This window comes from Knoellia sp. p5-6-4, assembly GCF_029222705.1.
GTDB lineage: Bacteria > Actinomycetota > Actinomycetes > Actinomycetales > Dermatophilaceae > Pedococcus_A.
Genome location: NZ_JARGZF010000001.1, coordinates 1,656,877 through 1,680,179 on the forward strand (window position 1 = coordinate 1,656,877; position 23,303 = coordinate 1,680,179).

The following is a 23,303-nucleotide window of genomic DNA, read 5'->3' on the forward strand; positions in this document are numbered from 1 at the left end:
CCCCACGCTCGGCGCTACCGGGAGGTACCGCAACCCGGTCTCACAACGCGGTTCGGGGTGTCGCCGCGCGCAGTTGCGCGCGGCGACACCCCGAACCAGCGGAGGGAAGAGGCCTCAGCCCCAGACGAGGCCGCGGGCCGGGTCCTCCATCACCTTCGCGACGTCGGCGAGGAACTTGCTGCCGAGCTCGCCGTCGATGAGCCGGTGGTCGAAGCTCAGCGCCAGGCGGGTCACCCAGCGGGGCTCGATCGACTCGGTGCCGTCGGCTGCGGTGACCACCCACGGCTCGCGGCGGATGGCTCCGAACGCCATGATCGCCGACTCGCCCGGGTTGATGATCGGCGTGCCCAGGTCGACGCCGAAGACGCCGACGTTGGTGATGGTGATCGTCCCGCCCGACATGTCCGCCGGCTGGGTGCGACCCTCGCGCGCGGTCGAGGTCAGCGCGCCGATGGCGTCGGCGAGCTGCCGCATCGACATCTGGTCGGCGTCCTTGACGTTGGGCACGATCAGCCCGCGCGGGGTGGCCGCGGCGATGCCGAGGTTCACGTAGTTCTTCACCACGATCTCGCCAGCGGCCTCGTCCCACGTGGCGTTGATCTCGGGGTTGCGCCGGATCGCCACGCACATCGCCTTGGCCAGCACCAGCAGCGGCGTGACCTTGACGTCCTTGAACTCGCGGTCTGATCTCAGCCGCTCGACGAGCTCCATCGTCGCCGTGGCGTCGACGGTGATCCACTCGGTGACGTGCGGCGCCGTGAACGCGGAGTCGACCATGGCCTGGGCCATCATCTTGCGCACGCCCTTGATGGGGAGGCGCTGCTCGCGCTCGCCCGAGCGGGCGAAGACCGGTGCCGTGTATGCCGCGGCCTCACCGGCCGCTGCCGGGGCGCCGGCCGCTGCGGGCGCCTGCGCTGCCTGGGCACCTGCCGCACCACCGGCCGCGTGGGCCTCGACGTCGGCGCGGGTGATGATGCCTCCCTCGCCCGAGCCGCGGACGCTGGCGAGGTCGATGCCGAGGTCCTTGGCGTACTTGCGAACCGGCGGCTTGGCCAGCGCGCGGGCGCCACCCTCATGGGCGGCCGGGGCGGCCGGCTGGGCCGGGGCGGCCGGGGCGACCGTCTGCTCAGCGGGGAACGGCGACTGCGAGCGGGCAGCGACGCCACCCGCGGGGGCGCCACCTGCCGGAGCCGCGCTCTGCTTGCGGGGGCGACGCTTGGCCTCGGTCTGCTTCACGCCGTAGCCGACGAGGACGGCCGTGCGACCGGTCGACGTCGTGCCGCCGATCTTGCCCTCCTCGATCTCCTCCTCGGCCTCGGCAGCAGCAGCCGCCGCAGCCATCTTCGGGGCCGGACTGCCCTCGATGCCGGGCTCGACCGCACCGGCGGCCGGGGCCTCCTGCACCGTGGTCGGCGCGCCCGCGCCGGCGCCGCCGGCGGTGTCGACGGCGATGATCGGCGTGCCGACCTCGACCGTCTGGCCCTCGGGCACGAGCAGCTCGGTCACGGTGCCGGCGAAGGGCACCGGCAGCTCGACGAGCGACTTGGCGGTCTCGATCTCGACGACGATGTCGTTGACCTTGACGGTGTCGCCGGCCTTGACCTTCCACGTGACGATCTCGGCCTCGGTCAGGCCCTCACCCGGGTCGGGGAGGTTGAACTCCTTGACTGCCATGGGTCTTCGCGTCCCTCTCTCAGTAGGCCAGCGAGCGGTCGACGGCGTCGAGCACCCGGTCGAGGTCGGGGAGGAACTCCTCCTCGAGCTTGCTCGGCGGGTAGGGGAGGTTGTAGCCGCCGACCCGGAGCACCGGGGCCTCGAGGTGGTAGAAGCACTGCTGCGTGATCGACGCGGCGACCTCGGCGCCGAGGCCGAGGAAGGTCGACGCCTCGTGCACGACCACCATGCGACCGGTCTTCCTGACCGACGAGGTGAGCACGTCCATGTCGAGCGGGCTCAGCGAGCGCAGGTCGATCACCTCGAGGCTCTTGCCCTCGGCCTCGGCCGCCTCGGCGGCCTGCAGGCAGGTCTTGACCATGGGGCCGTAGGCGACCAGCGTCGCATCGGTGCCCTCGCGGCATACCTGCGCCTTGAACAGCTCGCGGGGAGCGGCGGTCTCGTCGACCTCACCCTTGTCCCAGTAGCGGCGCTTGGGCTCGTAGAAGAGCACCGGGTCGTCGGTCTCGATGGCCTGCTGGATCATCCAGTAGGCGTCCTCGGCGTTGGAGCAGCAGACGACCTTCAGGCCCGCGGTGTGGGCGAAGTAGGCCTCGTTGGACTCGCTGTGGTGCTCGACCGCGCCGATGCCGCCGCCGACGGGGATGCGGATGACCATCGGCAGCTTGACCTTGCCGAGCGAGCGCGCCCGCATCTTGGCGACCTGGCTGACGATGTGGTCGAACGCCGGGTAGATGAAGCCGTCGAACTGGATCTCCACGACCGGGCGGTAGCCGCGCAGCGCCATGCCGATCGCGGTGCCGACGATGCCGGCCTCTGCGAGCGGGGTGTCGATGACGCGGTCCTCGCCGAAGTCCTTCTGCAGGCCGTCGGTGACGCGGAAGACACCGCCGAGCTTGCCGATGTCCTCACCCATGAGGACGACGCGCGAGTCCTTCTCCATGGCCACGCGCAGGCCGTTGTTGATGCCCTTGGCGATCGTCATGGTGGTCATCAGTGGCCCCCCTCCGCCGCGAAGCCGGCGTGGTAGTCGACGAACTCGCGGCGCTCCTGCTCCACGAGAGGGTGCGGCTCGACGTAGACGTGCTCGAACATCGACTCGGGGGTCGGGTCGGGCATGGTCAGGCAGCCCTCGCGGACGGTGGCGGCCAGCTCGTCGGCCTCGCGGTCGATCGCGTCGAAGAAGTCCTGGTCGGCCTTCTTCTCGTGCACGAGGTAGGCCTTGAGGCGCTCGATCGGGTCACGGTGCTTCCAGACCTCGACCTCCGCCGAGACGCGGTACTTGGTCGGGTCGTCCGAGGTGGTGTGGGCGCCCATCCGGTAGGTGTAGGCCTCGATGAACGTGGGGCCGTTGCCGCTGCGGGCGGCGTTGAGCGCCTGCTGCGTCACGGCATACACCGCGAGCACGTCGTTGCCGTCGACCCGCACGCCGGGGAAGCCGAAGCCGCGCGCGCGCTGGTAGAGCGGGATGCGGGTCTGGCGCTCGTTGGGCTCGGAGATGGCCCACTGGTTGTTCTGGCAGAAGAACACGACCGGGGCGTTGTTGACCGCGGCGTAGACGAAGGCCTCGTTGACGTCACCCTGGGCCGACGCGCCGTCGCCGAAGTAGGCGATGACCGCGGCGTCCCGGGAGTCGTCGCCGGTGCCCACGTCGCCGTCGCGCTGGATGCCCATCGCGTAGCCGGTGGCGTGCAGCGTCTGGGCGCCGATCACGATCGTGTAGAGGTGGAAGTTCTTCTCGTTGGGGTCCCAGCCACCGTGGTTGACCCCGCGGAAGAGGCCGAGCAGGTTGAGCGGGTTGACCCCGCGGCACCAGGCGACGCCGTGCTCGCGGTAGGTCGGGAAGGCGTAGTCCTGCGGACGCAGCGCGCGACCGGAGCCGACCTGGGCGGCCTCCTGGCCGAGCAGGCTGGCCCAGATGCCCAGCTCACCCTGGCGCTGGAGCGCGGTGGCCTCGGCGTCGACCCGGCGGATCAGGACCAGGTCGCGGTAGAAGCCACGCAGGTCCTCGTCGGTCAGGTCCGCGACGTAGTGGTCGTACTCAGTGCTCTCGACGCGCTGCCCCTCCGGGGTCAGCAGCTGCACCATCTCGGGCCCGCCGTCTCCCACCTCGGGGACCGGCGCGGTCAGCTCGGCCAGCGCCTGGTGCTCGTGGGCACTCGGGTCGGCGGTCTCGCTCGGGCTGGCGACGGCGTTGTCGCTCACAGGCACTCCTGTTCCCTCGGGTCACCGGGGTGTCCGGCGCCCCTCGGCTCGGGCCGCGGTGGCCCCGCGGGGTCACCGCTGCTGGTCACTGCGGCAAGGGTGGATCAGGCCACCGAGGTGTGGTGGCGCTCACAAAGGCCTTGCACCGCCGAATGTACCGGCCGCCCGGAAAATCTCAGAATCCGGGATGGGCGCACGGGGCATTGCCGCTCCACCCCGGAAAGGTGCGCTTCACCTCGGGTGCCACCCGGGGTTGAGCGCCCCTTTATCGGGTCACCCGATAAAGGGACTTCAGCTGAGGTCGGACTGGGTGCGCCAGAGGTCGATGCCCGCGTCGACGGCGTGCTGGTCGATCTGCTGAAGCTCGGCGTCGGAGAAGCGCAGGTTCGAGACCGCCGCGGCGCTGTCCTCGAGCTGCTCCACGCTGGAGGCGCCGATGAGCACCGAGGTGACCCGCTCGTCGCGCAGGGCCCAGGCCAGCGCCATCTGCGCCAGCGACTGGCCGCGCTCCTGGGCGATGTCGTTGAGGCGGCGCACGTGGGTGAGCGACTCGTCGGTCAGCAGGTCGGGCGAGAGCGACTTGCCCTGGGCGGCGCGCGACCCCTCGGGGATGCCGCCGAGGTACTTGTTGGTCAGCATCCCCTGCGCGAGCGGGCTGAACGCGATGCAGCCGATGCCCCGCTCACCGAGGGTGTCGAGCAGGCCGCCCTCGACCCAGCGGTTCAGCATCGAGTAGCTCGGCTGGTGGATCAGCAGCGGCACACCCATGTCGGCCAGCAGGTCCGCCGCGCGGACGGTGAGCTCGGGGCCGTAGCTGGAGATGCCGGCATACAGCGCCTTGCCCTGGTGGACGATGCTCGCCAGCGCACCCATCGTCTCCTCGAGCGGGGTGTCGGGGTCGGGGCGGTGGCTGTAGAAGATGTCGACGTAGTCGAGCCCCGTGCGCTGAAGGGTCTGGTCGAGGCTCGCGATGAGGTACTTGCGGGAGCCGCCGTCGCCGTAAGGGCCCGGCCACATGTCCCAGCCCGCCTTGGAGCTGATGACCAGCTCGTCGCGGTAGCGCCTGAAGTCGTCCTGGAAGTGCCGGCCGAAGTTGGTCTCGGCACTGCCGTAGGGCGGGCCGTAGTTGTTGGCGAGGTCGAAGTGCGTGATGCCGATGTCGAAGGCGCGGCGCAGGATGGCGCGCTGGACGTCGAACGGCTTGTCGTCACCGAAGTTGTGCCACAGCCCGAGGGAGATCGCCGGGAGCCGCAGGCCGCTCTGGCCCACCTTGCGGTAGGGCATCGGGCCGTAGCGGTCGGGGTTGGGCTGGTATGCCGGGAGCCAGGTGTCGACCATGCTCGCCACCCTAGGGCTGGTGGCTCTGGCGGGCGAGGCCGGGAGCGATGAGGATGGGCTGGTGACCACCCACCGACTGCTCGCCGTCGTGGTCCTGGCCGCGCTGACCGGGCTCACCGCCTGCGGCAGCGCGGACGGGCCCTCCGCCCGACCCGGCAGCCCGTCCACCACGGAGAGCCCGACCTCCACCCCCGTGGAGGACCTCACCCTTCCCTCGTCCGGTTCCAGCGCGGTCATCGAGGTGCGCGGCGCCATCACCGAGGGTGTCGAGGCCGGCTGCCTGGTCTTCACCCCGGAGAGCGCCACCACGGACGGCTCCTGGGTCCTGGTCGGCAACACGGCGGGGCTCGACGCCGGCCAGACCGTCACCCTCCGGGGCACACCTGCCCCGGAGGTCGTCACCACGTGCCAGCAGGGGACTCCCTTCCGGGTGGAGTCGGTGATCGGGCGCTGACGGGGACGAAGGACCCCGCGGGCGTCGTGCCCGCGGGGTCCCTCGCCGGTCGGCCGGACCGTGTCCGGCGACCTGCCCTTCGTGTTGCTGCTACGGCGTGACCGAGCCGACCACCACCGAGCCGGTGCCGAGCACGGCGTTCTCCGACGAGACGACACGCATCTCGCCGAAGAGCTGCCGCCCGGCTGCCGGAGCCGTGTTCGCCGTGATCTCCCCACTGACGGGCGTCGAGGCGCCCGGCGCCAGCGCGACCGAGGTCGCGGGGACCGTGAGCGAGCCGAGCGCCGAGGAGAAGAACACGTCGAGGTAGGAGTACTCCGTGGTGCCCGCCGGGACGGAGTACCCGTCCACCCGGATGGTGTAGGTGCCTGCTGCCGGGTTGACCAGGGTCACCGACTCCTCGGAGTCGCCGTCGGCCGACTGCCCGACCCGCGTGCCCGCAGCGTTCAGGACGAACAGGTCGAGGTCGGCACCCGGGTCGGAGGGCGAGCCGATCGTCGCCGTCAGGCGCTCGGCACCCGCGGGAACGGTGACGGTGAAGTCCCGCACCTCGTGGTTGGCGATCGTCCTGCGCTCGGACACCGCGCTGCCCAGCGAGCCGCCCTTCGGCGTCACGCTCACGGCGCCGAAGTCGTTGGTCACCGTCCACGACACGGGGGCCGGCTGTCCGGCGGTCGCCGAGGCCACCGTCTGGCTCGCCGGGTCCACGGTCACGCCCTGGGCCGCCGCCTGGAGGGCGAAGGAGTTGACCAGCTGCGGCGACGTCCGGCGCGCCTCGACCTGGAGCTCCCAGATGCCCGGCAGCGGGTTGGCGTATGCGCGTGAGGTGCTGTTGCAGGACGCAGCGCTGAAGTTGGTGAAGCAGGCCAGCGACGAGGTCGACTCCACCGGGACGCCGTAGGGGTTGTAGGCGATCCACCGGACCTGGCTGCCCGCGCCGACCCCGCTGAGGTTCACCTGGAGCGCCTTGGCGCCCTCGGGAACCGACACGAACATCTTCTTCGTGAGGTTGCGCTCGACCGTGCCCGACTGGGTCTGGGCGAACGACGGGGCGAGAAGGTCCTTGGCCAGCACCACCGTGAGCAGCACCCGGTGGTCGACGACAGCGGTGGCCGGGTCGTCGATCTCCAGGATCGCGGAGTGGGCACCCGGCGTGCTGGTGAGGGCCTTGACAGGGACGTCCACCGTGCCACCGCGCGGCATCGGCCGGCTCTTGGCGGGCAGCGAGAAGGTGCCGTCGTTGCCGACGAGGCGCAGGTTGTGCGCCACCCGGCCATCCGCGCCCGACGTCCTGGTCACCTTCACGACGTAGGTCTTGGACTCACCGGCGACCTGGCCACCGTTCGCCGCGTCACAGCGGTTGTAGACACCCGTGCCCTGGTCCGGAGTGGCCAGGAAGTCCGAGATGGGCGTACAGACCGGGGCCGCCACGCTGTAGTCCTGTGACGCCGGGGAGGCCTTGAGGAGCTCCCAGGCGCCGGGGACGTCGACCTGGCCAGCCCCCTGGCCGATGGCCTCGACACCGTCGACGAAGTCCGCCGAGGTGTAGAGCGAGTCGCGCAGCTGGCGCGGGGTGACCTCCAGCCCGCTGGCCTTGGCCGCCGACAGCAGGAGGGCCACGCCGCCCGCGGTCTGGGGCGAGGCCATCGAGGTGCCGTTGAACATGGCGTACCCCGGCGGGAGCGAGTAGCCGGCCTCGGGGACCGGACCACCCGGCTGCCAGGTGGGGATCGAGGAGATCGCCGACCCGGGCGCCATCACGTTGGGCTTGAAGCCGCCGTCCTCGCGCGGGCCGCGCGAGGAGTAGTTGTGCAGCGTCAGCGGGGAGGTGACCTCCGCGCCGTAGTTCGACAGCCAGGTCTCCTTCGTGATGGAGGAGGCCACGCTCACGACGTCGGTGGCGACGGACGGGTCGCCGATCGTGTTGATGCCGGGGCCGCTGTTGCCCGCCGAGATGACGAGCTGGACGCCCTCGTCGTTGATGAGGCGGTCGTAGAGGCGTGCCCGGGCGTTGTTGCCGTCGTTCAGGGCGGGCAGGCCGCCGATCGACATGTTGACCACGTCGACGCCGCGGTTGACCACGAGGTCGACCATGCCGTCGGTGAGGGCCACGGCCGTGCAGCCGCCACCCCACGAGCAGGCCCGGGTGGAGACGATCTTCGCGCCGGGCGCCTGGCCGTCCATCTCGCCGCCGAACAGGCTGTGGCCGGCCGCGATGCCCGCGACGTGCGTGCCGTGGGCGGACTCGACCAGACCGATGTTGACGAAGTCGGCCGTGCCGTTGATGCCGGCAGGCTTGAGGTCGACGTCCTCGCGGTACTCGACGACGAACGGCATCGACTCTGCGATGGCGGTGTCCGGGTTGTCGGTGCCGAGGTGCCCGACGTCGAACTTCTCCTTGTAGGGCCGCATCTTCTCGTTCTCGGAGAAGACGCGGTCCTGGTTGGCGTCGACCCAGATGTCGTGGGTCGTCTCGTCGTAGAGCACGCCCCACGTGTCGGTCTTGTCGCCGTCGCGGTTGAAGTCACCGGCCGCGTCGCTGCTGGCCGAGATGCTCTCGGAGAGGCGGTTGACCTTGTAGGAGCCGTGGGGGGCCGTCCAGGTCGCGCCCGCGTATGTGAAGGTCGGGCCGCTCACCGAGGTCAGCATGGCGCGCCACGACCCGTCACTCTCGAGCAACGGGTGGGTGCCGGTGACCCAGTCGACGATCTTGCGCTCGCCGGTGGTGGTCTTCTGCAGGGCCGGGTGGTCGAGGTCGACACCCGAGTCGATGACGCCGATGGTCACGCCGCGGCCGTCCCAGGCGCTGTGGGCGTCCTTGAACGCCACCGAACCGGTGTCACGGGTGGGCATGAAGGGGTTGTCGTCGGCCGTACCCGCTCCCGGGCCGGCGACGGCTGCGGTCGACGCGGTGCCGGCGCTGTCAGCCTCGGGCTTCGGCAGCGGGATCGACTCGTTGAGGTCGACGGCGAGGATGGCGGCGGACGTGGCGAGGCTGTCGACCTTGCCGGTCGGCACACTGGCGCTGACGTAACCGAGCCGGTCGCTGGACAGCGAGATCCATCCGCCGGCGGCCTTGATGCTCTTCACGACAGAGGCCGTGGAGCCCTTCTCCGTCGCGAGGATCACGGTGACCCGCTTGGCCCCGTCGTCGATGGCGCGGGCGAGGAGCTCGCGGTCGTGCTGGCCCAGCTTGTCCTTGGGCTGCGGTTTCTTGAGCTTGCCCTTCTCCGACTGCGCCTGGGGCGCCCTGTCGATGCCTGACTGTCCTCCGGGTTCAGCCGCCGCCGTCTGGGCGGTGGCTGCTGCGACCAGGCCGGCCGCGGCGATCCCGGCAACCGTCGTGAGGCCGCGTCGCGGGGTGCGTCGAACGGTCACGTGGTGTCCTCTCCTCCATGCCGGGCCCTGCGCCCGGCCGTGGCCCGGGGTTGCCGGGCACACAGGCGGAAGTGTCACCCGTGGCAACCGCCCTGCCGCCGAGGGAAAGGTAAATTCTTGGCAAGGTGACCCGAAGCAGGGTCAACCCGCCACGCGCAGGTCAGGTGCTGACGGCCTCGAGGAACTCGCCGGCCACACGGATGAGCCCGTCGTTGGCCTCGCGCTCGCCGATCGTGGCGCGCACCCCGTCGTCGCCGTACTGGCGCAGCGTGAGGCCGGCCTCCTGGGCCGCCTGGGTGAAGGCCGTGCTGCGCTCGCCGAGGGGGAACCAGACGAAGTTGGCCTGTGTCTCGGGGATGAACCAGCCCTGCATGCGCAGCGCCTCCACCACCCGGGTGCGCTCGGCGACGATGGCGTCGACCCGCTCCTTGAGCTCGTCGAACGCGCCCAGCGACGCGACCGCTGCGGCCTGCGCCAAGGAGTTGACCCCGAACGGCACCGCCGTCTTGCGGAGTGCACCGGCGATGGGCTCGTGCGCCACGGCATACCCCACCCGCAGGCCGGCCAGTCCGTAGGCCTTGGAGAAGGTGCGCAGCACCACGACGTTGGGCCGGTCGCGGTAGAGAGCGAGGGCATCGGGCGCCTGCGGGTCCTGGACGAACTCGAGGTAGGCCTCGTCGATGACCACGAGCACCCGGGACGGCACGGCGTCGAGGAACCGCTCGAGCTCGTCGTGGTGGACGATCGGCCCGGTCGGGTTGTTGGGCGTGCAGACGAGCACGACCTTGGTGCGCTCGGTGACCGCGGCGAGCATCGCGTCGAGCCGGTGGCGGCAGTGCTCGTCGAGGCCGACCTTGACGGCCGAGGCCCCTGCGAGCGCGGTGACGATGGGGTAGGCCTCGAACGAACGCCAGGCGAAGACGACCTCGTCGCCCGGGTCGCAGGTGGCCTGTATGATCTGGCCGAGCACGCCGACGCTGCCCGTGCCCGTGGCGATGTGCTCGACCGGCACACCGAGGTGGTCGGCGAGCGCGTTGGACAGCTCGGTGACGGCCATGTCGGGGTAGCGGTTGATCTGGGTGGCGGCCTCCTGGACCACCTTGAGCACACTCGGCAGCGGCGGGTAGGGGTTCTCGTTGGACGAGACCTTGTAGGCGGTGACGCCCTCGCGGGGTGCCGCCGGCTTGCCGGGGACGTAGGCAGGCACCTGGGTGAGGGCGCTGCGCAGGCGGACGTCGCTGTGCTCGGTCATGGCGTCACTCTAAGGGGCTACGGGCGCCCGGTCCGCGACTGCCACCGAGCCCTGGCCTGCGCGCGCCGGGTGCTGCGGCGCTCGGCCAGCTCGTGCACGGTGGGGTGCTCGGCAGGACGTTCAGCTCCTGCGGCAGTCGCGCGGTCCCGCGTCGGGCGCAGGGCATACCAGCCCTGCGCCTCCGGCCGGTCGTAACGGGGGCCCGCTCCCCGGTTGGACGGCCGCAGGTCCGACGGGAGCACGTCGAGGTGGGCGGGAAACCGCAGCCGACGGCCATGCCCTGGTGCCCGCTTGGGTGCGCGCCGGGCGCCCGCCTCGTGCCCGGCAGGTCTCGCCAAGCGGCTCAGTCGCCGTCCGGAAGGACCCAGTCGAGCACCATCGAGACGACGCTGATGATGAGCGCGCCCCAGATGGCGTCCCACCAGAACTCGTCGATGACGAAGCTCAGGCCCAGCGGGTCGGCGATCCACTCGGTGACCTGCAGCATGAAGGCGTTGACCAGCACGGTGAACAGCCCGAGCGTCAGGATGATCAGCGGGAACGAGAAGAACGTCGCGATGGGCTTGAGGACCGCGTTGATCAGCCCGAACAACAGCGCGACGAGCACGACCGTGGCGAACTTGGAGCCGAACTGTCCTTCCCCGAAGCCGATGCCATCGACGATCCAGGCAGCGACCCAGAGGGCGACACCGTTGATCCCGACCTTGATGAGGAAGGACATCATGGCGCGATCGTGCCAGACCGGCAGCCGTCAGACGTGGCGACGGGCCGTCACCACCCGGAACCGGCTCGCCACGAAGGCAGCGTCGACGTAGGCCGCGTTGGCCGCCGGGTTGGCGCCGGTGCCGTGGTAGTCGGAGAACGCGGCCGTCTGGTTGACGAAGACCTGCCCGGTGAGGTTCTCGGAGAGCGCCACGCCTGCGTCGGCGGCCGCCTCGCGAGCGTGCTCCAGGACCTCCTCGGAGGTCGAGTAGACCGCGGCCGTCATGGCGCCGTGCTCGCGGACGGTGTCGCGGAACTGCGCCAGCGACTGCTCCGTCGACGCCGTGCCGATGAGGAACGTGACCGGCCCGAAGCACTCGCGGGTGTAGACGTCCTCACGGCTGGCGTCGATGGCGACGAGCCCAGGGGCGCGGACGACCGCGTCCGGGTATGCCGGGTGGCTCACCTCGCGGGAGTCCAGCACCACCGTGCCGCCCGCCTCCTCGGCGAGGTCTGCGATGCCACTGGCGTTGGCGCGCACCCCCTCGTTGACGGTGGCACCGAGCAGCTCGACGGCCTTGGCGTCGTCGCCGGTGAGCCTGCCGATCGCGGAGCCGAGCCGCTGGCCGAACTCCTCGAAGGACAGGTGGCCCTCGTCGGTGTCGATGCCGTCGCGGGGGACGTAGACGTTCTGCGGGGTGGTGCACATCTGACCGGAGTAGAGCGTCAGCGAGAAGGCGAGGTTGCCGAGCACGCCGCGCAGGTTGTCGGTCGAGTCGACGACGACCGTGTTGACGCCGGCCTTCTCGGTGTAGACCAGCTGGCCGCGGGCGGCGCCGTTCTCCTCGAGCCAGGTGCCGAACCCGGGCCCACCCGTGTAGTCGATGACCTTGACCTCGTCGCGCTCGGCCAGGACCTTGGCCAGGCCCTCGCCGTCGGCCTCGGCGGCCAGCTGGACGAGGGCGGGGTCGAAACCGGCGTCACGCAGCACGGTGCGGGCGGCCTCGACCGAGATCGCCAGCGGCAGCACGGCGCGCGGGTGCGGCTTGACGATCACCGGGTTGCCGGTGACGAGCGAGGCGAAGAGGCCGGGGTAGCCGTTCCAGGTGGGGAACGTGTTGCAGCCGATCACCAGGGCGATGCCGCGCGGCACCACCCGGTAGTCCTTCCGCATCCGGATCGAGGCGTCGCTGCCGTCCTTGGCCCGGCCGGGCTTGACCCACTCGACGGAGGCGGGCACGCGCTCCTGCTCGACCATCCCGGCGACGATGGACTCCAGCGCCCGGTCCTGGGCGTGCGGCCCGGCCGCCTGGAAGGCCATCACGAACGGCTGGCCGGTCGTGTGCATCACGGCGTTGGCCATCTCGAACGACCGCTTGTTGATGGCGTCGACGATCTCGAGGCAGACGGCCGCGCGGACCCTCGCCCCTGCGTCGCGCCAGGCGGGGAGGGCTGCCTCGGCGGCGGCGACGGCCGCGTCGACGTCGAGGTGCGGGTAGGCGACGCCGAGGGCCGGGCCGTAGGGCGACACCTCGTCGCCGACCGTGGTGCCGTCGGTGGGCTGGTCGGCCAGCGCCGCGAACGGCTTGCCGAGGTGGGCCTCGTAGGCGGCCTTCCCCTGCTCGGCGGCCCCCTCGCCGTAGACCCGGGGCGACGGGGACTCCGGGTAGCGCGAGAAGTAGGTGCGGGCGGCCAGCGCTGCTGCCGCCTCGTCGAGCTCGGCGCTGTGCCGCTCGACGAGCGGGTGGGTGGCGGGCGTCGTTGCCGTCGTCATGACCACCACTGTAGTCGGCGCGATGTGACGCCGGGACCGCCGGAACGCAGGCTGGGTGTCACACGCCGGGCGTCGACGGGTCGCGGCGCGGCGGACCTGCGGGTGCGACCATGACGCCATGACACCGCCGTCGGAGGCAGCTCCCCCACACCCTGCCCACCAACCCGTCTCGGTCGTCGGCGCAGGGGCCATGGGCGCCGGCATCGCGCAGGTGGCCGCATCGGCAGGCCACCCCGTCACCCTCGTCGACGCCGTCAGCGGCGTGGTCGAGAAGGCCGTGGCCGGCATCATCGCCAGCCTCCAGCGCCAGGAGGCCAAGGGCCGGATCAGCTCCGCCCAGCTCGAGGAGACCGTCGAGCGCATCACCCCCGTCGACTCGGTGTCGCAGCTGCCCGCCAGCACCCTCGTGATCGAGGCCGTCCGCGAGGACCTCGAGACCAAGCGCGCCCTGTTCGCGCAGCTCGCCGAGCGCCAGCGGCCCGACACCGTGCTGGCCAGCAACACCTCCAGCCTCGACATCGGCGCCATCGCCGAGGGCCTTCCCGAGCCCGGCCGGGTGATCGGCCTGCACTTCTTCAACCCGCCGCCGGCGATGCGACTCGTCGAGGTGGTGCGCGGCCGGGAGTCGGCCGCCTCGGTCGTCGAGACGGCGGCCGACCTCATGCGGGCCTGGGGCAAGACGCCGGTGGTATGCGCCTCCACGCCGGGCTTCATCGTCAACCGGGTGGCCCGGCCGTACTACGGCGAGGCGCAGCGCATGCTCATGGACGGCGTCGCCGACGCCGCGACCCTCGACGCGGCCGTGCGCTCGGCCGGCTTCCGCATGGGTCCCCTCGAGCTGACCGACCTGATCGGCCAGGACGTCAACCTCGCGGTCGGCACCAGCGTCTGGGAGCAGACCGGACGCGACCCGCGCTACGCCCCGACCGCCCTGCAGCAGGACCTCGTCGCCGCCGGCCACCTGGGCCGCAAGACGGGTCGAGGCGTCTACACCTACGGCAGTGACGGCCGCCCGCTCGAGCCCGCTGCCGACCAGGCCCGGGTCGCCGAGCTGCTCGCCGGGCCCGTGGAGACCAACCCGGTCGCGCGCACCCTGGCGATGCTGGTCAACGAGGCGGTGGACCTCGTCCACCGCGGCGAGGCGAGCCCCGAGGACGTCGACACCGCCATGACCCTCGGCACCAACTACCCCAGGGGCCCCATCGCGTGGGGCCGTGAGATCGGGTATGCCGTGGTGGCGGACCAGCTCGCGACCCTCGACCGCGCGTTCCCGGGCGGACGGTACCGACCGAGCCCCGCCCTGGCGGGAGGCGGCGCCCGATGACCGACCTCCAGCACGTCGAACGCATGTGGCAGGACGACGAGGCTTCCCGGGCACTCGGCATGGACGCCGTCGTGATCGAGGTCGACCACGCCGAGGTGCGCATGACCATCACCGACGCCATGGTCAACGGGCACGACATCGCCCACGGCGGCTACATCTTCACCCTGGCGGACTCGGCGTTCGCGCTGGCCTGCAACAGCCGCGGCCAGACCACGGTCGCTGCGGGGGCGGACATCACCTTCATCGCCGCGGCGAGGCGCGGCGACGTCCTCGTGGCCGAGGCGCGGGTGCGCACGGCATACGGCCGCAACGGCATCACCGACGTGACCGTCACCCGGGAGGACGACGGTGCGGTGATCGCCGAGTTCCGCGGTCGGTCGCGCGCCGTGCGGGCGTAGACGACGCACAGGGCTTTTCCCGAGGCGGACATTCCACGCATACTGTCCGGCGGCCGGGGGACCACCCCGGCCTGCTGTTGTCCGCATCACCTCCAGGGAGACCCATGGGACGGCACACCGCGCCCAGGACTCGCCGCCACGCTCGGCCCCCACGACGTCTCGGCACCGGCGCCTCCGCCGCGCTCGCCGCCGCCCTGACCGCCGCAGTGGCGGTGCCCACCACCCTGCTCTGGCTCGACCCCGGCGAGGCCGCGACCGGCCCGGCAGGCGCGGCGGGCTGCCCGCAGCGGCCGGTCGTCTCCGTCGCCGTCGCGCAGCAGATCGCGCCCGTGGTGCAGGCCGCCGCCAAGCGGGCGACCGCAGCCGGGGTCTGTGCGAGCTACTCGGTGCAGGCCGCCGCCCCCGCGGCCGTCGCCGCCGCCATCGCGGCCGGTGACAGCCCCGACGCCTGGGTGTCCGACTCCTCCCTGTGGGTCGAGCAGCTCGCCGCCACCGAGCCGGCGAACCCGTGGCGGGTTGCCGCGTCCGTCGCCAGCAGCCCCATCGTGCTCGCCATGCCCACCCACCTCGCCGCCAAGGTCGGCTCCGCCCGCCCGCAGTGGCGCACCCTGCTCACCGGCGCGACCCCTGTGCGGATGGCCGACCCGGAGGCCGATGCCACCGGCCGCCTCGCACTCTTCACCGTGCGCTCCGCCCTCGGCAGCTCGGAGGCGGCCCGCAGGATCTCCGGCGCGAGCATGATCCGCCTCTCGCGCACCGCGGCGGGCTCCGAGTCCGAGCTCTTCGACGCCTACGCCCAGGAGCCGGAGAGCTCCCCTGCCTTCCCGGCGTCCGAGCAGGCCGTCGCCGGCTTCAACCGCAAGCACCCCGCGGCCACGCTGGCGGCGGTGATCCCCGCCGAGGGCACCGCGACACTCGACTACCCCTGGTCGACCGCAGACGGGCTGGCCCCGGGCAAGCGGGCCCTGACCGACCGGCTCCTCGCCGAGGTCCGCTCCGAGAAGGGCGCGGCCGACGTGGCCGCGGCCGGCTTCCGAGCGGCAGGCGGCTCCGGCTCACCGCGGGTGGCCGGCATCCCGAGCGGACCGGTGAAGCTCGTCAAGGCGGCGACGCCCGAGGAACGCGCCTCGGCCCTGGAGCTGTGGACCGCCGTCCGCACCGACATGCGCATGCTCGCGGTGATGGACGTGTCCGGGTCGATGAAGGCAAGGGCAGGCGACCGCAGCCGTATCGAGCTGGCGCGCGACGCCGCGGTCACCGCGCTCAACACCTTCCCGCAGAGCTCCCAGGTCGGGCTCTGGGAGTTCTCCACCGACCGGGGAGGGCCGGGCACGGACCACCGCGAGCTGGTGCCGATCCGCACCCTCACCGACCGGGTCGCGGGTGGCACCCACAAGGACGCCCTGAGTCGCGAGCTCGCGAGGCTGCCGCGCACCCTGGCGGGCGACACCGGCCTCTACGACTCGCTGCTGGCCGCCTACCGGTCGGTGAAGAAGGGCTACGAGCCCGGCTACGTGAACTCGGTCGTGCTGCTCACCGACGGGGTCAACGAGGACGCGCAGGGCATCTCGCTGGAGCAGCTCCTGGACGCGCTCCGCAGCGAGCGCGACCCCGAGCGGCCGGTGCGTGTGATCCTCGTGGGCCTCGGCGACCAGACCGACGCCAGGACCCTGGCGTCGATCGCTCGCACCGCCGGCGGAGCGAGCTTCGTCGCCGAGGACCCGCAGGACATCACGACGGTCTTCATCCAGGCCCTGATGACGCGCGGCTGACCCGCACCCACGGCCCGGACCTGCATCGCTGCAGGCCGAGGGCCTACGGTTGTGGCCATGCGAGTTCTCGTCACCGGCGGAGCCGGCTACATCGGTTCCCACACGGTCGTCCAGCTCGTGGCGGCCGGCCACGAGGTCGTCGTCGTCGACAGCTTCGCCAACTCCAAGCCGACCGTCGTCGGCCGGTTGGAGGCGCTGACAGGGCGGCACCTCGAGGTGCACGCCTTCGACCTGACCGACCGCGACAAGACCGAGGCGCTGTTCGCCGACCGCAAGATCGACGCGGTCATCCACTTCGCCGGCCTCAAGGCCGTGGGCGAGAGCGTCGAGGTGCCGCTGGAGTACTACCAGAACAACCTCGACTCCACCTTCGCGCTGGTGCGGGCGATGAAGCGGCACGGCGTGCACAAGCTGGTGTTCTCGTCCTCGGCCACCGTGTACGGCGAGAACGCGCCGGTGCCGATGCGCGAGGACTTCCCCACGTCGGCGACCAACCCCTACGGCTGGACCAAGGTGATGATCGAGCAGGTGCTGCGCGACGTGGCGCGCACCGACGAGCAGTGGCGCATCGCCCTGCTGCGCTACTTCAACCCCGTGGGTGCGCACGCCTCGGGCACCATCGGCGAGGACCCGCAGGGCATCCCCAACAACCTCATGCCGTTCATCGCCCAGGTCGCCGTGGGCAAGCTCGACAGGCTGCGGGTCTTCGGCGGCGACTACGACACCCCCGACGGCACGGCGCTGCGCGACTACATCCACGTGGAGGACCTCGCCGCGGGCCACCTGGCGGCCCTGAACCGGCTCGCAGCCACCGACCGGACGGTGTCGACCTGGAACCTCGGCACGGGACAGCCGAGCAGCGTGCTGGAGGTGCTCCACGCGTTCGAGCGGGCCTGCGGGCACGAGCTTGCCTACGAGGTCGTGGAGCGCCGGGCCGGCGACATCGCCGCGTCGTACGCCGACCCCTCCCTGGCCGAGGCGGAGCTCGGCTGGCGGGCGACCCGGACCATCGACGACATGTGCGCCGACCAGTGGAACTGGCAGCGCAACAACCCGCTCGGGTACCCGGACTGAGGCCTTCCGCGCCCCTGCGCGGCGCCTTGAGGTGACCCTCGCCCCTGCCGGGCGGGACCAACGGCCCATGCGGACGAACTACTACATAACGTAGTATCCACTACGACCTGTAGTAGTTCATCAGCCTGCCCAGGAGCCCCTTCGCATGGACGCGCTCGACCTCGCGCGGTGGCAGTTCGCCATCACGACCGTCTACCACTTCCTGTTCGTCCCCATCACGATCGGGCTCTCCGCCCTGGTGGCGGTCTTCCACACCGCGTGGGTCCGCAAGCGCAACCCCGAGATGCTCCGGCTGGCGAAGTTCTACGGCAAGCTCTTCACGATCAACTTCGCCCTCGGGCTGGTGACCGGCATCGTGCAGGAGTTCCAGTTCGGCATGAACTGGTCGGACTACAGCCGCTTCGTGGGCGACATCTTCGGGGCCCCGCTGGCCATCGAGGCGCTCCTCGCGTTCTTCCTCGAGTCGACCTTCCTCGGCCTGTGGATCTTCGGCTGGGGGCGGATCCCCGAGAAGCTGCACGCGGGCTGCATGTGGGCCGTGCACATCGGCACCCTGCTGTCGGCCTACTTCATCCTGGCCGCGAACTCGTTCATGCAGAACCCGGTCGGCTACCGCTACAACCCCGAGAGCGGCCGCGCCGAGCTCACCGACTTCGCCGCCGTGCTGACCAACAAGGTGCAGCTCGTCACCTTCCCCCACGTCGTCTTCGCCGCCTACATGGTCGGCGGCGCCATGGTCATGGGCGTCGGCCTGTGGCACCTGCGCAGGGTCAACGCCGCGGCCGACGAGGCGGTGCGCACCGAGGTCGGCATGTGGCGCAAGGCGACCCGCCTCGGCGCCGTCGTCACCTTGGTGGCCGGCCTGGCCGTGGCCGTCACCGGTGACGTGCAGGGCAAGATCATGACCGAGGTCCAGCCCATGAAGATGGCCGCGGCCGAGGCGCTCTACGAGTCCTCCGACAGCAACGCCCCCTTCTCGATCTTCACCGTGGGCTCGCTCGACGGCTCCGAGGAGAAGTTCTCGGTCACCGTGCCCGGCCTGCTGTCCTTCCTCGCCACCGGCAGCTTCGACGGCGAGGTGCAGGGCATCAACGACCTCAAGGCCGAGTACGCCGAGAAGTACGCCGACAACCCCCTGACCCAGAGCACGACCTACGTGCCCAACATCCCGCTGTCCTACTGGTCGTTCCGCCTCATGATGGGCGTCGGCTTCGTCGCCATGGCGGCCGCCGCGGCCGTGCTGTGGGCCATCCGTCGCGACCACGTGCCCACCGCGCGCTGGTGGACCTGGCTCATCGTCGCCACACCGCTGCTCCCCGTCTTCGGCAACAGCTTCGGCTGGATCTTCACCGAGGTCGGCCGCCAGCCGTGGATCGTCTTCGGCCTGATGGCCACCCACACCGGCGTCTCCCCGTCGGTGTCGGCCTGGGAGGTCGCCTCCTCGATGGTCGTCTACACGCTGCTCTACGGGGTGCTCGCCGTGGTCGAGGTCAAGCTCTTCCTCCACTACCTGCGCGCCGGCGCCCCGCCGTACGAGGAGCCGACGGCCCCCAGCGAGAAGGACGAGGACGCCGAGCTGGCGTTCGCGTACTGAGCCGACGAGCACGACGCGACCACACGGCATACCGAAAAGGACTGAAAGTCAATGGACTTCCCCACGATCTGGTTCATCATCATCGGCGTGCTCTGGACGGGCTACTTCGTCCTCGAGGGCTTCGACTTCGGCGTCGGCATGCTGCTGCCGGTGCTCGGCCGCGGCACCGACGCCGCCGACACCGAGAAGCGGCGCCGGGTGCTCATCAACACCATCGGCCCGGTCTGGGACGGCAACGAGGTGTGGGTGCTGACCGCCGGTGGCGCCACCTTCGCGGCCTTCCCGCACTGGTACGCCACGATGTTCAGCGCGTTCTACCTGCCGCTGCTGCTCATCCTCGTGGCGCTGATCGTGCGCAACCTCGGCTTCGACTACCGCGGCAAGCGCGACGACGACCGCTGGCGGGCCAACTGGGACAAGGCGATCATCGTCGGCTCGTTCGTGCCCGCCCTGCTCTGGGGCGTGGCGCTGACCAACCTCGTGAACGGCCTGCCGATCGACGCCGACAAGGAGTTCACCGGCAACCTCTTCACGCTGCTCAACCCGGTCTCGCTGCTCGGCGGCCTCGTCACGCTCGGCCTGTTCCTCACCCACGGCGCGATCTTCACGGCCCTGAAGACCACCGGACAGATCCGCGACGACGCCCGTGGCGTGGCGACCAAGGTCGGCGTGGTCACCGCGCTGCTCGCCGTGACGCTGCTGCTCGTGCTGGGTGTCCAGTACGGCGGTGCCTGGTCGTGGCTGACGACCGTGATCGCGGCCGGGTCTCTGCTGGCGGCGCTGGCAGCCAACCTGCGCGGGCGTGAGGGCTGGGCCTTCATCGGCACGTTCGTCACGATCGCGATGGCGGTGGCGACCTACTTCCTTCTGCTCTTCCCGAACGTCATGCCGAGCACGCTCAACGAGGCCTGGTCGCTCACGGTCGACAACGCCTCCAGCACCGACTACACCCTGAAGATCATGACCGTGGTGGCGCTGGTGTTCACGCCGATCGTGCTGCTCTACCAGTCGTGGACCTACTGGGTCTTCCGCAAGCGCATCGGCACCCAGCACATCCCGGCCGCCTCCGAGCCGGTCACGCTCTCCCACTGATGCGGCCCTTCGACCGCCAGCTCCTGCGCGCAGCCCCGGCCGCGCGCAGTCCTGTGGTCGCCCTGGCCGTGGTCGGGGTGCTGCAGGGGGTGGCCACGATCGCGACCGCCTTCGCGCTCACCGCCGTCGTGGTGGCGGTGGTGGAGGGTATGCCGGTCGCTCGCCCGGGTGCGTGGCTGGCGGGTCTCTTCGTGGTGCGGGCCGCGCTGTCGTGGACCTCCGAGCGGGTGTCCGCCTGGGCGGGAGCCCGGGTGAGTGCCGCTCTGCGGGAGCAGCTGCTCGGCGCCTGGCTGCGGGCCGACGCCGACCTGCGGCCCGACCCGGCGCACGCGGTGTCGCTCGCCGCCCAAGGCGCCGGGAGCGTCGAGCCCTACGTCGCCCGCTACCTGCCGGCCCTCGTCACCGCGGCCGTGGTGCCGCCCTTGGCGATCGCCACGCTGGCGGTCGTCGACTGGCCCAGCGCCCTCATCGTGGCGGTGACCGTGCCGCTGCTGCCGGTCTTCGCGGCGCTCATCGGCGCCAGCACCCGCGACGCGACGCAGCGCCGCTGGCGCGCCCTGTCGACCCTCTCAGGCCACTTCCTCGACGTCATGCGCGGCCTGCCGACGCTGGTGAGCTACGGCCGGGCCGGACGGCAGGTCGAGACCATCTCGTCGGTCAGCCAGCGGCACCGCCGCACCACCATGGAGACGCTTCGGCTGGCGTTCCTCAGCTCGGCCGCGCTCGAGCTGCTCGCGACCATCTCGGTGGCGATGGTGGCGGTCACCGTCGGCATCCGCCTCTCGCACGGTTCGGTCGCCCTGGGCACCGGCCTCGTCGCGATCCTCTTGGCCCCCGAGGCGTACTGGCCGATCCGCCGGGTGGGGGCCGAGTTCCACGCCGCGGCCGACGGCGCCGAGGCGCTGGCCGACATCCAGGGTCACCTGGCCGGGGACGCCGGGGCGGACGGGACGGTGACCGAGCCGACGACCGCCGGCGCGTCACCCCGGCCGCCGCGGTCCGCGACCGTGGTCGCGTCCGGTCTCTCGTACACCTACCCCGGCACGACCGCTCCTGTGCTCGAGGACGTCTCCCTCACCGCCGGACCGGGCCTGACCGTGCTCACCGGCCCATCCGGCACCGGCAAGACGACGCTGCTCGAGCTGCTCGCCGGCACCCGCACCCCGCAGGCCGGGACCCTGAGCGTGCCCCGGGCCCACCTGGTCAGCCAGCGCCCCTTCCTCGCCGCCGACACCGTGCGGGCCAACCTCTCGCTCGGCACCAACGCCGGCCAGGACGCCCTGTGGCAGGCGCTGCGCGACCTCGGGCTCGAGGGCGCCGTGGCCGCGATGCCGCACGGGCTCGACACCCGGATCGGTGACGACGGCTTCGGCCTCTCCGCCGGGCAGCGGGCCCGGCTCGTGCTCGCCCGCGCCACGCTCTCCGACGCCACGGTCGTGCTGCTCGACGAGCCGACGGCCCACCTCGACCCGGAGTCGGCCGAGGTGGCGCACGAGGCCATCCGCACGCTGGCCTCCCGGCGCTGCGTCGTCGCCGTGAGCCACCGGCCCGAGCTGGTGGCCGCCGCCGACGCGCACGTGCACCTCGAGCACGGCCGGACGGTGTCGCCCAGCGACGGGGAGACCCGGCCGTGAGCCGCGCCCACCTCCTGCGCCCCACTGCCCGCACCGCCGTCGCGGGCCTGCTCGGGGCAGCCGCCCTCTCCGCTGGGGTCGCCCTCACCGCCACCTCTGGCTGGCTCATCGTGCGGGCCAGCGAGCGGCCGATCATCCTGACCCTGCTCACCGCGATCGTGGCGGTGCGCACCTTCGGCCTGGCCCGCCCGGTCTTCCGGTACTGGGAGCGGCTGCTCTCCCACGACGCCGCCCTCGACGACCTGGCCGTGCGCCGCACCGGCGTCTACGAGCGCCTCATCCCCCTGACCCCGGCCCGCCTCGGCACGCGCGGTCGGGCCGACGTGCTGACCGGGGTGGTCGACGACCTCGAGGACGTGGTCGACGCGCAGGTGCGGGTCACCGTGCCGGTGGTCGCCACGACGGTCACCGGCGCGCTCACCGCCGCGCTGACCGCGCTGGTCGACCCCCGCGTCGGGTTGGCGGTCACCGGCCTGCTCGTGGTGGCGGCCCTGACCGCCTGGCTCGCCTGGCGTCTCGAGGCCCGTTCGCAGGCCGAGCTGCTCGCCGCGCGGGCCGAGGTGTCGCGGGTCAGCGAGCTGGTCGCCCAGCACGCCGGGGACCTGCAGGCCATCGGGGCCGAGGACACCGCGCTGGGCTGGGTGCGTGAGGCCCACGCCGCGGTCGAGGCAGCCACCCGTCGCCAGAGCCGCGGCCGTGCCCTCGCCGCGGCCCTGCTGCCCCTCGCGACCGCGGTGGCCACCGTGGTCACCGCCCTCACTGTCGACCCGGCAGCCGTCGGCGCCCCCGTCGCTGCCCTGCTCGTGCTGGCGCCCTTCGCCCTCGCCGACGTGCTGTCCCCGCTTTCCGACGCGATGCGGGCCCTGGCCCGGGCGCAGGCCAGCGACGCGCGGCTCCACGACCTGCTCGACCAGGCACCTGCCACCGGCCCCACCGGCGACCGCCTGCCTTCCACGGCCCCGGGACGGGCCCCTCACCTGCGCCTCGTCGACCTCACCGCGTCGTGGGACGGGCACCGCACGGCCCTCGCCGCACTGACGCTCGACCTGCCGCCCGGCACCACCTTGGCGGTCACCGGGGCCAACGGCTGCGGCAAGTCGACCCTGCTGGCGGTGCTGGCCCGCCACCTCGACCCGGCCTCGGGCCGCTACGAGGTGGACGGCGTCGACGTGCGCGAGCTCGACCTCGACGGGCTGCGGGGCCTGTTCGCCGTGGTCGACGACGAGCCGCACCTGTTCGCCAGCACCGTCCGCGAGAACCTCAGGCTGGCCCGGCCCGAGGCCACGGACGTCGACGTGGCGGCCGCGCTCGACGCGGCGGGTCTGCGCGCCTGGCGCCACGCGCTGCACGACGGGCTCGACACCCGCCTCGGTGCGGGTGGCACGGGCGTGAGCGGTGGGGAGCGGGCCCGGCTGGGCATCGCACGGGCCCTGCTCTCCGGCCGTCCGGTGCTGCTGCTCGACGAGCCGGTGGCGCACCTCGACCACCCCACCGCCGAGGCCGTGCTGCACGACCTCTTCTCCGCCCGCGCCGGCCGCACCGTCGTGGTGGTCAGCCACCGTCCCGACGGCCTCGACGGGGCGGCGCGCACGCTCGACCTCGGCGCTGCGACACTGGCTGCGGAAGGCAGGTGAGCGC

General features: G+C 71.9%; 17 protein-coding genes. 9 read left to right on the forward strand and 8 right to left on the reverse strand.

Translation table 11 applies throughout. The features are described 5' to 3' along the window. Nucleotides 1-114 precede the first annotated feature (114 nt). The 4 genes from P2F65_RS08060 to mgrA form a co-directional block, all read right to left on the reverse strand. Nucleotides 115-1,674 (reverse strand): dihydrolipoamide acetyltransferase family protein, encoded by a 1,560-nt coding sequence (locus P2F65_RS08060; RefSeq protein ID WP_275805859.1) that lies wholly within the window; start codon nt 1,672-1,674, stop codon nt 115-117. Nucleotides 1,675-1,693: 19 nt separating this feature from the next. Further along, nucleotides 1,694-2,668 carry an alpha-ketoacid dehydrogenase subunit beta gene (locus P2F65_RS08065; protein ID WP_275805861.1) on the reverse strand — a complete coding sequence of 325 codons (975 nt, stop codon included), beginning with the start codon at nt 2,666-2,668 and terminating at the stop codon, nt 1,694-1,696. Next, nucleotides 2,668-3,762, reverse strand: a complete 1,095-nt coding sequence (gene pdhA / locus P2F65_RS08070; RefSeq protein WP_275807340.1) for a pyruvate dehydrogenase (acetyl-transferring) E1 component subunit alpha — start codon at nt 3,760-3,762, stop codon at nt 2,668-2,670. The genes P2F65_RS08065 and pdhA overlap by 1 nt, the downstream gene beginning before the upstream one ends. Before the next feature lie 408 nt (nt 3,763-4,170). Further along, the gene (gene mgrA, locus P2F65_RS08075; protein WP_275805863.1) at nt 4,171-5,217 is read right to left on the reverse strand and encodes an L-glyceraldehyde 3-phosphate reductase; all 1,047 of its coding nucleotides are present in this window, start codon (nt 5,215-5,217) and stop codon (nt 4,171-4,173) included. Between the two features lie 61 nt (nt 5,218-5,278). Here mgrA and P2F65_RS08080 point away from each other — a divergent pair, with 61 nt between their 5' ends. Next, complete coding sequence (locus tag P2F65_RS08080; protein ID WP_275805865.1) at nt 5,279-5,671, forward strand: hypothetical protein; 393 nt, start codon at nt 5,279-5,281, stop codon at nt 5,669-5,671. A 90-nt stretch (nt 5,672-5,761) separates the two neighbouring features. Here P2F65_RS08080 and P2F65_RS08085 read toward each other — a convergent pair whose 3' ends face one another. The 4 genes from P2F65_RS08085 to paaN all read right to left on the reverse strand — a co-directional run bounded on the left by P2F65_RS08085 (nt 5,762) and on the right by paaN (nt 12,777). Beyond that, entirely contained in the window at nt 5,762-9,049 is a 3,288-nt protein-coding gene (locus P2F65_RS08085; RefSeq protein WP_275805867.1) for a S8 family serine peptidase, read from the reverse strand. A 160-nt stretch (nt 9,050-9,209) separates the two neighbouring features. Next, nucleotides 9,210-10,301 carry a histidinol-phosphate transaminase gene (hisC, locus tag P2F65_RS08090; RefSeq protein WP_275805869.1) on the reverse strand — a complete coding sequence of 364 codons (1,092 nt, stop codon included), beginning with the start codon at nt 10,299-10,301 and terminating at the stop codon, nt 9,210-9,212. A 343-nt stretch (nt 10,302-10,644) separates the two neighbouring features. Next, entirely contained in the window at nt 10,645-11,025 is a 381-nt protein-coding gene (locus tag P2F65_RS08095; protein ID WP_275805871.1) for a phage holin family protein, read from the reverse strand. Between the two features lie 27 nt (nt 11,026-11,052). Next, complete coding sequence (gene paaN / locus P2F65_RS08100) at nt 11,053-12,777, reverse strand: phenylacetic acid degradation protein PaaN (RefSeq protein ID WP_275805873.1); 1,725 nt, start codon at nt 12,775-12,777, stop codon at nt 11,053-11,055. Nucleotides 12,778-12,895: 118 nt separating this feature from the next. On the opposite strand from paaN, the gene P2F65_RS08105 reads away from it, so the two are divergent. The 8 genes from P2F65_RS08105 to cydC all read left to right on the forward strand — a co-directional run bounded on the left by P2F65_RS08105 (nt 12,896) and on the right by cydC (nt 23,299). Next, nucleotides 12,896-14,101 (forward strand): 3-hydroxyacyl-CoA dehydrogenase NAD-binding domain-containing protein, encoded by a 1,206-nt coding sequence (locus tag P2F65_RS08105; RefSeq protein WP_275805876.1) that lies wholly within the window; start codon nt 12,896-12,898, stop codon nt 14,099-14,101. Then, nucleotides 14,098-14,499 carry a hydroxyphenylacetyl-CoA thioesterase PaaI gene (gene paaI, locus P2F65_RS08110; protein ID WP_275805878.1) on the forward strand — a complete coding sequence of 134 codons (402 nt, stop codon included), beginning with the start codon at nt 14,098-14,100 and terminating at the stop codon, nt 14,497-14,499. The genes P2F65_RS08105 and paaI overlap by 4 nt, the downstream gene beginning before the upstream one ends. Before the next feature lie 104 nt (nt 14,500-14,603). Continuing rightward, entirely contained in the window at nt 14,604-16,271 is a 1,668-nt protein-coding gene (locus tag P2F65_RS08115) for a substrate-binding domain-containing protein (RefSeq protein ID WP_275805880.1), read from the forward strand. 57 nt (nt 16,272-16,328) lie between these two features. Continuing rightward, the gene (galE, locus tag P2F65_RS08120) at nt 16,329-17,345 is read left to right on the forward strand and encodes a UDP-glucose 4-epimerase GalE (protein ID WP_275805882.1); all 1,017 of its coding nucleotides are present in this window, start codon (nt 16,329-16,331) and stop codon (nt 17,343-17,345) included. Nucleotides 17,346-17,490: 145 nt separating this feature from the next. Next, a complete protein-coding gene (locus P2F65_RS08125; RefSeq protein WP_275805884.1) occupies nt 17,491-18,939 on the forward strand; it encodes a cytochrome ubiquinol oxidase subunit I in 1,449 nt (482 codons plus the stop codon). A 51-nt stretch (nt 18,940-18,990) separates the two neighbouring features. Further along, complete coding sequence (gene cydB / locus P2F65_RS08130; protein WP_275805886.1) at nt 18,991-20,031, forward strand: cytochrome d ubiquinol oxidase subunit II; 1,041 nt, start codon at nt 18,991-18,993, stop codon at nt 20,029-20,031. After that, nucleotides 20,031-21,665: a thiol reductant ABC exporter subunit CydD gene (cydD, locus tag P2F65_RS08135; RefSeq protein ID WP_275805889.1), complete on the forward strand. Its 1,635-nt coding sequence runs from the start codon at nt 20,031-20,033 to the stop codon at nt 21,663-21,665. Before cydB ends, cydD begins: the two co-directional genes overlap by 1 nt. Next, nucleotides 21,662-23,299, forward strand: a complete 1,638-nt coding sequence (gene cydC / locus P2F65_RS08140; RefSeq protein WP_275805891.1) for a thiol reductant ABC exporter subunit CydC — start codon at nt 21,662-21,664, stop codon at nt 23,297-23,299. Before cydD ends, cydC begins: the two co-directional genes overlap by 4 nt. Nucleotides 23,300-23,303 lie beyond the last annotated feature (4 nt).